This is a genomic window from Halomonas sp. PA16-9, assembly GCF_009728585.1.
GTDB lineage: Bacteria > Pseudomonadota > Gammaproteobacteria > Pseudomonadales > Halomonadaceae > Vreelandella > Vreelandella titanicae.
On sequence record NZ_CP040452.1, the window covers coordinates 765572 to 777881 of the forward strand.

Below are 12310 nucleotides of genomic sequence, written 5' to 3' on the forward strand. Positions count from 1 at the left end.
CCGCGTGTCAGGGCACTACTGCGGCTTTACCTCTGGCGCCCGTCCCTTGCTATGGCGGTATCCTCAGGCGCCCCACACATCCTTAAGCACACGCACCCAGTTCTCGCCCATGATCTTGCGCACCTGGGTCTCACTTAAGCCGCGCTTGAGGAGTGCCTCGGTGAGATTGGGGAACTCCCCAATGGTGCGAATTCCTTTGGGATTGATGATCTTGCCAAAGTCAGTGAGGCGACGGGCGTAGCCCTTGTCATGGGTCAACCACTCGAAAAACTCTTGACCATGCCCTTGGGTGAAATCGGTACCGATGCCGATAGCGTCCTCACCGACGATATTCATGACGTACTCGATCGCCTCGCAGTAGTCTTCGATGGTTGAGTCGATGCCCTTTTTGAGGAACGGCGCAAACATGGTGACACCCACAAAACCGCCGTGGTCGGCAATGAATTTCAACTCTTGATCAGATTTGTTGCGCGGATGCTCTTTGAGGCCGGAGGGCAGGCAGTGTGAGTAGCAGACTGGCTTTTTGGACTCAAGAATGACCTCTTCGGAGGTCTTGGCACCGACGTGAGAGAGGTCGCACATGATGCCAACCCGGTTCATCTCGGCAACGATTTCGCGGCCAAAGCCAGACAGGCCGCCGTCACGCTCGTAGCAGCCGGTCCCCACCAGATTCTGGGTGTTGTAGCACATCTGTACGATACCCACGCCCAGCTGCTTGAAGATCTCAACGTAGCCAATTTGGTCTTCAAAGGCATGGGCATTCTGGAAGCCGAAGATGATGCCGGTCTTGCCCTCTTCTTTCGCGCGAGTGATGTCAGCGGTGGTGCGAACAGGGCGCACCAGGTCACTACACTCCGCCATCAACTGGTTAGACTTGACGATATTATCGACCGTGGCCTGAAAACCTTCCCACACGGAGACTGTGCAGTTGGCAGCGGTAAGACCGCCGCGACGCATGTCCTCAAGCAGCTCACGATTCCATTTGGCGATGATCAGACCATCAATGACGATGGCGTCATTGTGCAGTTCAGAGGGGGTCATAGCTAAGCTCCAACATTGGTTAATGTAGCGAGCATAGCGCTGACGTTGGGTTTAGCTGCTCTTGGAAACGACGGCGGAAATTCCAAAAGCGTCATCGTGTCGTGAACACGACAACTACCCGTGTATCCGCTGACCTTTGCAAAGAAGGGGGAGTACTTTAATGATAGCGGCTACTAAAAAACCTGCTGCCCGGAGGTAAGCAGCAGGTTTGGAATAGTGGTGACGAAGTACCTATCAGCTCAGTAGCGGCACGCTGGCAAAGGTAGGCTCACCCTGGGCATGGGCAAGCGCCTGCTGGGCACTCGAAAGAGGTTCGCTTTTATAAGGCTCGCCCCCCATCGCTGAATTAACGATGTCGACTTAGTTTGGTTATTTCCTTGGCGGTCGTGCACACCCAAGCGCTCATTTCTCGGCGGCACACCAAAATATTCACGATAACACTTGGAAAAATGGGGCGTGGACACAAAACCGCAAACAGAAGCAATCTCGATAATCGACAGAGGCGTTTGCTTGAGCAATTGCCGAGCGCGCACTAAACGCAGCTTGAGGTAATAGCGAGACGGTGAACAAAGCAAATAGCGCTGGAACAACCGCTCCAACTGGCGCCGTGAAACATTCACATAGCTTGCCAGTTCATCGAGCTCGATGGGCTCTTCAAGGTTGGATTCCATCAACGCCACAATTTCTAACAACTTAGGCTGAGTGGTGCCCAGCACGTGCTTAAGAGGTACCCGCTGCTGATCCTGCTCGTTACGCACGCGTTCATAGATAAACATCTCGGAAATGCCTGCCGAAAGCTCGCGCCCATGGTCGTGAGCAATCAGGTTGAGCATCATATCGAGCGGCGCTGTGCCGCCTGAAGCGGTGAATCGATCACGATCAATAGAGAAAAGGTGCGGGGTCAGAATAACGTTGGGGAACGCTTCCTGCATGGAGGCCAGACACTCCAGTGCACACTGGTTTCATAGTGATCCAGCAATCCGGCCTGCCCTAGCGCCCAACTGCCCGTACATACCGAGCCTAATCGTTTTAACTGGCGTGACTGCGACTGAAGCCAGCGTATGTGGTCACGGGTAACGCTGTGCTGCGGACCTACCCCGCCACAAACGACCACCCACTCAAGCGAGAGCGGGGTCTGCATAGAGGCATCAGGAGTCACCTGCAGCCCATCGCTGGCGCGTACGGGCAGACCGTCTTGGGTCAGGGTAAACCAGCGATACAACTCACGACCGGCCAGTTGATTGGCCATCCGTAAAGGTTCTATCGCCGACGCCAGGGAAATCAGTGTGAAATTATCTAATAGTAGAAAACCAAGGGTTTGCGGTTCGCCCGCACGATTGGTATTTGCTGCCGGGTCTTTTGCTAGATTTGATGTCATGGTTTTACCCTCCGTCACCTTTTAATCATCTTTTTTTTTCTTATTAGTATGTAGGCGTCGCTGGCGTCTTTTAGTTTCCCTTTACTAGCGTGAATACTCACTAGTTCAGGGGTGGCATTGCTCTTTGGTCGTATATTGGCACGAATAGGGCGGATAGCGACAAAACGATTGCGCGAACTTGGCTCTCCGTCGCAAATGCAACACTGGAGGTCGTTTCCGAAACCTTTGTAAGGTCACGGAGGATAATGCAATGCAGCCTCTCGCCAAGCGCCTAAGCTGGCTAGTAGCTTACTCAGCTAAGGGGCCTCGGCATCTTCAGCAACAGGTTTGATGGGGTCACCGTTTTCATCCAGCAGTTGATGATCGTAAGCGGCCTGAAGGCCAGTATCTTCAACCTCTGTCGGTTGCGGCTCTTCTTCTGTCAAATAGTCGATATGGCCCGGATAAAGCGGTGATAGCACCGCGACCAGGATGCCGACCACCGAAAAGATCGAAAACGCATCCGCATACCCAAGCCTGTCGACCAGCACACCAATCACCGGCGAGCCCACCGCCTGCCCAAGCGCGCAGGCCATAAAGGGTAATACCGGCCCCATCGATAACCGCCCAGGCAGCAGTCGGATGCCGGTCATCAGGTACAGCCCCGTTAAGCTCATGTAAGCGAGACCGAAAACCATCGCGGAAAATATCGCCAGCGCTAATTGACCAGGGCTAGCGGCCAGCAACGCCAAGCTTGAAGACAGCATCATCAACATCAACGCCTGGGTGATGGGTGGATTATTACGGTCGGCCAAATCACTTATCACGGCACCGCCGAGCCCGGCGATACCTACCGCGAACCATAGCCAACCGGTGTGCCCTGGAGAGAGCGCGCCAAGGGTAACCGCCAGATCGGGAGCAAAAAGCCAGTACGGCGCAGATACAAAGCCCATTGCGAAGGCAAAAATCGTAAGCCGAATGAGGCGCGACCATTGCGACCTAGTGATGGGCGGTGGTGGTGCAGCATTAGCTGGAATGACCCGTGACACTGAAGGGATGAAGTACCATGCCGCCACGCCCCCCATAGCGGTAAGCGCAGCAAATATCGTGTAGGTCAGTCGCCATGCATCCGACAAGAACACAACGGTCGGTACCGCCACGATAATACCGATGCTAGTACCGGCATTCATAATCGAGCTGACGCGCCCATGCATTGCACGGCTCACCAGCGCCTGCATCGCAGCGGTCAGCGCGGGCATCATTAAACCAGTGCAGATCCCGCAGATAAACACACCAATACCAAGCGATAGCGCGTCTGACGACTGGCTGATCAATGCTAAACCGCCAACACCGAAAGACCCTGAGAGAATGGCTAAGTTGCGCGCACCGAGCCGATCAGCGGCAAGCGGCGCGACCAGTGTGGAAAGCACAAAGCTAATAAACGGCAGCGCCCCGATAATGCCGACCAAGTAAGACGTCAGCGAAAGCTCGGCACTGATAGAAGGTACAAACAGACCAAAGGCAAAACGTGCAAGCCCGTAACTGATCGCCACCAGCGCGGCTCCAAATAGGGCAAACCCCATGTTCGACAACGCTTTCATGCGGAGTCCTCCACTGCCATTGGCTGCATGTATACAAGGTCGCTATGAGCATTGTCTTCGCAACTTCCGCGATGAGCAATGCAGATTTTGAACAGGTAGCGGGTAATCTCCAGTGATCATCAGAACGATAAGTGGAGTTAAGCAGGCAGCCTTTGTTGAATGTCCGCTTTCAGGCTTACGGAAGCCTCCACCAAGGACTACCAGCCATATCTTCCCTCACTCACATAGGTGAGAGAATGACCACTGAACATAATTGCCACGCGGCATTCCAGGGCTTACAACTATACGGCGAGATAAAATTAATAATTCAACAACAGGAAGATTAACGCTATGTCGATTGAGCTTTGGCTATCGTTTGTGTTGGCTTCGTTTTTGTTCATCGCGTCCCCGGCCCCGCCGTTGCTCTACTGATAGTGACCGGTATCAATCAAGGCCGCAAAGCTGCTCTGGCGATGTTGCCTGGCTTTTTCTTGGGTGACCTGGTGGCGATGTCACTTTCGTTTGCCGGCGTAGGCGCGTTGCTGATGGCATCGGCGGAGCTATTCGCCATGGTTAAATGGCTAGGGGTTCTCTATCTGCTTTATCTAGGCATCAAGATGTGGCGTGAATCCGGCCAATTGAATGACCTGGAAGCCTCTGGGGTGAACGTTCAGCAAAGCACCGCAAAAGCATTCTGGGTGACGCTGCTAAACCCAAAAGCATTCTATTCTTCATGGCATTCATGCCGCAGTTTATTAACCAAACCCAACCTCTGGCGCCCCAGTTGGCGATTCTGTTTGCTACGTTTCTTGTGATCGGTGTCATCTCAGATCTCGGCTACACACTGCTGTCGACCACTAGCAGACAGCTGATGACCGCCAAGTTTCGCCGCCTCTTACACCGCTGCGGCGCCGGTAGTTTGATTGGCGCTGGTGTGCTGATGACCTTAATGCGCCGCCCGACTGCCTAACTAATCTAATCGGAGATTATTTATGCCACACCCGATAGCGAAGAAGGATTTTCCTGTCTCCAACGTCAGGCACTTTCTTGAACCTGGCCCGATTGTGCTGGTGTCATCACAATGGCAACAACAAACCAACATCATGACCATGGGGTGGCACATGGTCATGGCGTTCTCCCCCTCACTCCTAGGCTGCGTTATTGATGCCGGGAATCACTCCCATGCGCTGGTGTGCAACAGCGGTGAATGCGTTATCAATATTCCTTCGGCATCACTTGTCGATAAGGTCGTGGGTATCGGTAACTGTTCAGGAAGCGAGATCGACAAGTTCAAAGCGTTTGAGCTAACCCCAGGCAAGTCAGAAAAGGTCGGAGCGCCCCGGATAGAGGAGTGCTATGCGTCTTTCGAGTGCCGCTTGCACGATGACGCCATGATTGAACGCTACAACCTGTTTGTTTTTGAGGTCGTTAAAGCCCACGCAGCGCCTTCGGCAGATGAGGAAGAATCGCTGCACTACCGGGGGATGGGAGAGTTCATGCTGTCGGGTCAATCCATCGACCGTACGGAACTGTTTAAGCCATCAATGCTTATTTAAATAGAACTGCCATTGAGGCTTTCGCCACTCCCTTTCTATTAATTTAGCCAGCTAAGGTCGACTTACTAACTTGCTGCCATAGCATCCAGCTGCGTACCAGTAGACAGACCAAGGATATTGATGACCGTGATGCGCCGCCCGGCAGGGTAGTATCAAATTGGTGTTAGCCCTACGACAACGGCCTCTCTCTGTTATCGCAGGGCGGAGAGCGTTACAGGGTAAGGCCGAGCAACAGGTACATAGCCAGGGAAAGCAAGGCGACGGCTAGCGCGAAGGGAATTTGCGTTTTGATATGATCGATATGATCAGAAGCAGCCCCTGTCGAGGCGAGCACGGAGGTATCCGAGAGGGGCGAACAGTGATCCCCGAAGACACCGCCCCCCGCCACAGCGGCCACTGTGGCATACACCAGCGGTGTAATCATATCGCCGCTGAAGTTAAAGGCGAGCGGCACGGCGAGTGGCATCATGATAGCGAAAGTGCCCCATGAAGTGCCTGTGGAAAAAGCGATAACGGCGGCAATAAGGAACGTCATGGCCGGGAGCAAAGCAGGTGTTAGCCAGCCAGCGGTGGCTTCGACGATATAGCTGGCCGTGCCCATGTCTTTGGAAAGTTGATTCAACGAGTAGGCTAACGCCAGAATGATAATGGCTGGCATTACTCCCTTCATCCCTGCCATCGAGGTTTTCATAATGTCGTTGAAGGGAATGCCCTGAAGGCGCATAACGATACCGAGAAACACGGAAGCCGCCAGAAATGCCTCCATGGTCTTGGCCGAGTCCATCACGATAAAGGTGCCCACCGCAACGCCGATCACTACCAGCACCGGGGCGAAAAAATTCCAAAACAGGCTGGTACGTGCTCCTTCATAAGGCGGAATTTCCGTCAGTTCCTCACCCACCAGCGGTTCTGCCCCATCGCGTAGCACTTTGCCCTCTTCCTGAGCCCGACGCTCAGCTTCACGCATCGGCCCGAAGAGCGGAATGACGCCCACGATCACCAGCCCGACCACCAACACCGATAGCCATGCATAGAGATTGAAAGGTATGGCATGCAGGAATACCCCCATCGCCTGGGCAGCATTTTCGATGGGCCCATGCCGATCAACAAACCGGAGATAAACACTGCCCAACCAGTGATAGGCACCATTACACTCACCGGGGCCGAGGTGGAGTCAGCGATATACGCCAGCTTTTCCCGCGAGACCCGGTAACGATCCGTCAGTCCACGCATAGTGCTGCCGACAAACAGAGGGCTGAAGTAGTCGCTGAAAAAAACGAACATGCCCATCACCCAGGCAACCAATTGAACCCGCACCCGCGATAAGGCACGGCGTTCCACCCAGGCGGTAAAGTTCTGAATCGCCCCGGTGCGCTGGAAAAAAGCGATCACCGTGCCAATGAATAGCTCCAACAGCAGTATCCAGGAGAAGCTGGTGGTGCCCAGGGTTTCCTTGAGCAGCGTCGGAAACCCCATCAATCCATTGCCCAGGGTAATCACCCCAACGAAACAAGCAACAGCCAGCGAGAAAACCGTATTACGGGTGACAAATGCCAGCACGATGGCCAATGCCGCCGGCATGACGGACAGCAGCCCTATATGATCTTGAGGATCCATTGTCATCTCTCTTTTTTTATAGTGGTGGGTGGAGTCAGGTTTCGTTTTTTGCCTTTCGGCGCTCCATTTCACTGGTCAGGTAGAAACCCAACCGACGTACGGGATCGGGCGGCATCCAGCTCGCTTTGCCGAATAAAGACGCAATATTCTCGACCGGCTGGCCGAGCGCGTGGCGAGCCAAAGCATCACCCAGAAAGGTACCCTTGACGATACCGCCGCCATTGCACCCCGCTGATACATATAATCCGGGCTGGATCTCGCCCCAGAGCGGAGCGCCGTTATAAGTCAGCCCGGTGGTACCTCCCCAAACCTTGTCGAAGCGCACTGGGGTAAGTTCGGGGTAGCGGGCCTCAAGGCTCGCTTTCAGTTCGGCCTCGATACGGGCGTTATCGGCTTCGCGTTCATAGCTGTAACGTGAGCGGATCATCAAACGTCCGTCAGCGGTGGTGCGCAGCGTACAGCCTAAGCGGTGTGCAGGTAGCAGCCCCCAGGTCGTCTCGGCGATGCGTTGGCGCTCGGGCTGCGGTAAAGGATCGGTAATGGCGGCATAGGTATAAATAGCGGTTAGCCGCGAAGGGTCTGCACCCAAGGCCCTAGAAAAAGCGTTATTGGCCAGGATTACCTGTCCAGCCGTTACTTCGCCTTCGGGTGTAGTCACACGCCACTTCTTGCCATCAGGCACTATTTGAGTCGCGGGCGAGTGCTCATGCAGCTCGATGCCGGCTTCCAATGAATCTGCCAAACCAACAATCAATGCTGCAGGCTGGACGAGATAGCAGTCCGGTGAATAAATACCCTGTGTGTAGTAGCGCGTGCCGATTCGCTCCGCGAGTTGGCTGCCGTTCAAGGTCTGGTAAGACAGACCGGCAGCTTTCAGAAACTCCTCATACTGGCTCAAGGCACGTTGGCCTATCGTGCTACGGGCAGCGCGATAGGTGCCGCTACGCTCGAGTTGGCAGTCAATGCCTAGGCGTTCGACACGCTCGCGCAGTAACGCCATGGTTTGTCGGCTTAACGCGTTCAGCTTCTCCATGCGCTCAAGCTCTTCGGGGCGAGCATCGTTGGCTAGAGCAATTTCCAGCATAAAGCCGGAGTTACGCCCTGGACTCCCTTCACCTACCTGGTCAGCTTCGAGGATTTTGATGCGGTCTTCAGGGCGCGCTTGCTGCCAGGCCGAGGCTGCCGCAAAACCGGTATAACCAGCCCCGATGATGACGACATCTGCCTCAGATTGACCACTTAAGGCGGGGCGCGGCTGGCGCTCGGTTGGCCACGCGTTCCAGCCGCAAGGGCGTTGATGGCTTGGGTGCGTAGTGTGTGGCATAGAGAGTTAATCCAGATACAGCAGGCCATGGGCCTGATTGACCATGGCAGCCACTTCTTCCTGCATGCCTTGGAGTACTTCCAGCTTATGGCTCTTCGTCATACGCGATTTGAGCATCGAACAACTCATGGCACCCAGGGGGTGGCCGCTATGATCGAGGATAGGAATGGCCAGGCCGCTGTATTCCGGTAGCAGAGAACCTTCTACACCACGGGCGTAACCATGTTTCAGCTGGTGTGCTATTTCGGCTTCGATGTCGGCGATGGCAATCGCATACTCGGCCATCAACCGTTCCGCGTTATGGCTGAGTATTTCGTTTCTCTCATCCGCGCCGAGATACGCGAGCAAGGCAATCGATGCTTGGCCGACGCCTAGCGGCAAACGGCCACCCGTCGCTCTAACAAAGCTGCCCACGGGATAAGCGCCGTTCTGCACTTCCAGGCAAACGGCATTGACGCCATCGCGAGCGAACAGGTAGAAGCTGTCGCCCCAGCGCTGCGCGAGTGTCAGCAACCTTGGTCGGGCCAAATCACGCAACCCGGCACCATTTCCCGCTTGGGCGCCAAGCACCAGCAGCTCATAACCCAGCAGGTAACGCCCACGAATGGGAGAAGATCGTAAAAATCCCTGCTGCTTGAGACCTTTTAACAACCGATAGAGAGTAGGACGGCTGAAACTCAATTCATCCAGATAATCGTCTACACTTGCACCCCGGTGGCCGCCACGTGCAGTAACCTGCAATATCTGCATGGCATGAACGAGAGTGGTAGGGCCTGATGAGGTGATGCTTTCATTTACCGGCATTATGTTTATCGTTATTTGTCTATGTGAGCTAAAACATAACAAGACAAATTCACGAGTTCATCTCACTAAATGAGACAAAGCCGCTTTAGCGCATACGAGGTAGAGGTTGGCATAGGTCAACATATGACGACATTCAAAATCAAAAAACTCATACAAAAGCTACCGATAATTGTACAAAAATGATCTTCTATAGCCTTGCGCCCAACGGATGAAGGGCGACAACCGGCTGAGTGTTAGACTGGTGTTAGCTAACCCGGCTTCTTCTAATATGTTCCTGAAAAGGCGAATTGATGACCACCGTTGCCGTATTTGTTGATATTCAAAACGTCTATTACACCGTGCGCGAAGCATATGGAAAAAACTTTGATTACAACAAATTCTGGGCACGAGTAACCGCTAACAGAGAGGTTATTAAAGCTGTTTGCTATGCCATCGATAGGGGTGACCAAAAGCAGCGAGAGTTTCAAAACATACTCAGGGCAATTGGTTTTGAGGTGAAATTAAAGCCTTTTATTCAGCGGTCAGACGGTTCCGCAAAAGGCGATTGGGATGTAGGCATCGCGCTCGACGCCATGGAGTACGCAGAACAGGCAGATGTGATCGTGCTGGTATCCGGCGATGGCGACTTTGATCTACTAGTCCAAAAAATCCGTGCTAAGCATGGCAAAAAAGTCGAAGTTTATGGCGTTCCCCAACTGACGGCAGCGTCGCTGATTAATGCGGCCAGTGAATTTATAGCGATAGATAAAGGGTTTCTATTAAATTAATTATAGTTCGAAAAGAGTCTGCACTGCTGTTGATAGCTATTTCGATAGAAGGCTGCCGCGAAGAAATGGGGATTGACTAGGTTTCCGGCCGGTAGCACATCTATCTAGGCGCTATACAAAAATCTCAACCAATTCAAAAACGTTTATCCATCGTTTATTAGAGTGAGAAAAATAAGCGAGGCGAACCTTTCAAACGCATACTTTAGTCTAAACCCCCCATCATATTTGCCCATACCGAACCGGCATAGGCTAGGCTATGCACAGAAGCATGCTGCCAGTTAAATATTCTAACGCTCTGGCCAGCCAATACTCTGTTGAATAACCATGATGATATGCTCCGATGCCCTACGTTCACGATACGCTGACACGCCTTAATAAAAGCAGCCCTGCACAGTCAGAATTTTATCAAGCCACTGAAGAAGTGCTCGAATGCCTGCGCCCGCTACTTGAGCAAAGTGATTACTATCATCACCACAGCATTATTGAGCGAATAGTCGAGCCCGAACGACAAATCATGTTCCGGATAAGCTGGGTAGATGATGCTGGGAAAGCGCGGGTCAACAAAGGCTATCGCGTTCAGTTCAACTCTGCCCTTGGCCCTTACAAGGGTGGCTTACGATTCCATCCCAGCGTTACCTCGGGCACCATCAAATTTCTCGGCTTTGAGCAAATTTTCAAAAATGCGTTAACCGGTTTGCCAATCGGCGGCGGTAAAGGCGGCGCCGATTTTGACCCCAAAGGAAAATCAGATAACGAGATCATGCGCTTTTGTCAGGCGTTTATGAGCGAGCTCTACCGCCATATTGGTCCTCACTGCGATGTACCTGCAGGCGATATCGGCGTCGGCACGCGTGAAATTGGCTATCTCTTTGGCCAGTACAAACGACTCACTGGCCACTATGAGGGCGTGCTAACAGGTAAGGGGCTAAATTGGGGAGGCTCGCTAGGCCGTAAAGAGGCCACCGGCTACGGTGCGGTGTACTTTGCACAAAACATGCTGGCTGCCCGGGGAGAAGAGCTGCGCGACAAGACCTGCCTAGTTTCCGGCGCTGGCAATGTAGCCATCTATACCATTGAGAAGTTATACGAACTGGGGGCTAGACCAGTCACCTGCAGCGATTCGCGTGGCACCATTCACGATGAAAACGGTATTGATTTAGGCTTACTCAAACAGCTCAAAGAAGTGCAGCGCACCTCTTTAGAAGCCTACTTACACGAGCACCCTGACGCGCACTACATGTCTGCACGTGACTACCCCCAGGGCGGGCATGCCGTATGGCGTATTCAAGCCGATGTTGCGTTCCCCTGCGCGACGCAGAATGAGCTGACCGAAAGCGATGCGGAAATCCTACTCGCTAATGGCATAACGTGTATTAGTGAAGGGGCCAACATGCCTTCTACCAAAGAGGCCGTTGACCTGTTTCTAGACGCTAAAATTGCCTATGGGCCTGGCAAAGCGGCCAATGCAGGTGGCGTTGCTACCAGTCAGTTAGAAATGGCACAAAATAGCAGCATGGAGCAGTGGCCACTGGAGAAAGTCGACCAAAAATTAAAACAGATTATGGCCAATATTCACCGCCAGTGCGCCGACACTGCCGAGGAGTTTGGTGATAAAACCAATTTGGTACTAGGCGCCAATATTGCAGGTTTCAGAAAGGTGGCTGATGCCATGATTGAACAAGGGGTCACCTGATCGTCTTTATTTTATAAATCGCTTATACTATAAAAAGCACGCAGTCCTTCCTTTATTGGGGAAGGGCTGTTTTTTATTGGTTTAAACTTATTGCTTTCTAAGGAGAGTAATCATGGGACAACGTCCTGCTATTATTATTAACCGTCTTGATGCCGAACGCCTCCAGCGCTTGATCGATAATGCATCCGAGAAAGACATGGCCGTGGCTCAGCTACTTGAGGAAGAGCTAGCACGAGGTGAAGTCTGTGATCCGGAGGATATTCCAGATGACGTGGTCAGCATGAATAGCCAGGTTCGCTTCACCGACCTCACCCGCGGGCTTAAGATGATTCGCACCTTGGTCTATCCGCACTCCCTGGAAAGCGTTGCGGATGGCATTTCGGTCATGGCACCTATTGGTGCTGCATTGATCGGCCTTAAAGTGGGCGACATCATCGAATGGCCGTTACCCAACAATACCGAAGCACGGCTCCGCATCGATGCTATTTATTGGCAGCCCGAACGCGAAAAGCAATTCCACCGATAAGTCGCGATAAAGAGTGAGCTGGCTCCGCTAGCTCATGATTAAGTC

General features: G+C 53.1%; 10 protein-coding genes and 2 pseudogenes. 5 read left to right on the forward strand and 7 right to left on the reverse strand.

Going from position 1 to position 12310, the window contains the following annotated elements; all coding sequences use genetic code 11:
* Positions 1-63 precede the first annotated feature (63 nt).
* From FDY98_RS19870 to FDY98_RS19880, 3 genes and pseudogenes are all read right to left on the reverse strand, one after another.
* Complete coding sequence (locus FDY98_RS19870) at positions 64-1041, reverse strand: dipeptidase (protein ID WP_009286052.1); 978 nt, start codon at positions 1039-1041, stop codon at positions 64-66.
* A gap of 397 nt (positions 1042-1438) precedes the next feature.
* Positions 1439-2419: pseudogene (locus tag FDY98_RS19875) on the reverse strand (GlxA family transcriptional regulator); the annotation flags it as partial.
* 296 nt (positions 2420-2715) lie between these two features.
* A complete protein-coding gene (locus FDY98_RS19880; protein ID WP_027958331.1) occupies positions 2716-3999 on the reverse strand; it encodes an MFS transporter in 1284 nt (427 codons plus the stop codon).
* A 413-nt stretch (positions 4000-4412) separates the two neighbouring features.
* Here FDY98_RS19880 and FDY98_RS19885 point away from each other — a divergent pair.
* Positions 4413-4948 (forward strand): annotated as a pseudogene (locus FDY98_RS19885) (LysE family translocator).
* Positions 4949-4970: 22 nt separating this feature from the next.
* Entirely contained in the window at positions 4971-5534 is a 564-nt protein-coding gene (locus FDY98_RS19890) for a flavin reductase family protein (RefSeq protein WP_027958332.1), read from the forward strand.
* Between the two features lie 211 nt (positions 5535-5745).
* On the opposite strand, the gene FDY98_RS28660 is transcribed toward FDY98_RS19890, so the two are convergent.
* The 4 genes from FDY98_RS28660 to FDY98_RS19905 are packed head-to-tail and all read right to left on the reverse strand — an operon-like array spanning position 5746 to position 9279.
* The gene (locus FDY98_RS28660) at positions 5746-6603 is read right to left on the reverse strand and encodes a Na+/H+ antiporter NhaC family protein (protein WP_197029722.1); all 858 of its coding nucleotides are present in this window, start codon (positions 6601-6603) and stop codon (positions 5746-5748) included.
* Positions 6531-7151 (reverse strand): hypothetical protein, encoded by a 621-nt coding sequence (locus FDY98_RS28665; protein WP_197029723.1) that lies wholly within the window; start codon positions 7149-7151, stop codon positions 6531-6533. Before FDY98_RS28665 ends, FDY98_RS28660 begins: the two co-directional genes overlap by 73 nt.
* Positions 7152-7185: 34 nt before the next feature.
* Complete coding sequence (locus FDY98_RS19900; RefSeq protein WP_027958333.1) at positions 7186-8475, reverse strand: NAD(P)/FAD-dependent oxidoreductase; 1290 nt, start codon at positions 8473-8475, stop codon at positions 7186-7188.
* Between the two features lie 6 nt (positions 8476-8481).
* Positions 8482-9279, reverse strand: a complete 798-nt coding sequence (locus FDY98_RS19905; RefSeq protein ID WP_231500637.1) for an IclR family transcriptional regulator — start codon at positions 9277-9279, stop codon at positions 8482-8484.
* Positions 9280-9569: 290 nt separating this feature from the next.
* On the opposite strand from FDY98_RS19905, the gene FDY98_RS19910 reads away from it, so the two are divergent.
* From FDY98_RS19910 to rnk, 3 genes are all read left to right on the forward strand, one after another.
* Positions 9570-10046, forward strand: coding sequence for an NYN domain-containing protein (locus FDY98_RS19910; protein WP_027958335.1), 477 nt, complete (start codon positions 9570-9572; stop codon positions 10044-10046).
* 340 nt (positions 10047-10386) lie between these two features.
* On the forward strand, positions 10387-11739 hold the full coding sequence (gene gdhA / locus FDY98_RS19915) for an NADP-specific glutamate dehydrogenase (RefSeq protein WP_027958336.1): 1353 nt from the start codon (positions 10387-10389) through the stop codon (positions 11737-11739).
* A 112-nt stretch (positions 11740-11851) separates the two neighbouring features.
* Complete coding sequence (gene rnk / locus FDY98_RS19920; protein WP_022521456.1) at positions 11852-12265, forward strand: nucleoside diphosphate kinase regulator; 414 nt, start codon at positions 11852-11854, stop codon at positions 12263-12265.
* Positions 12266-12310 lie beyond the last annotated feature (45 nt).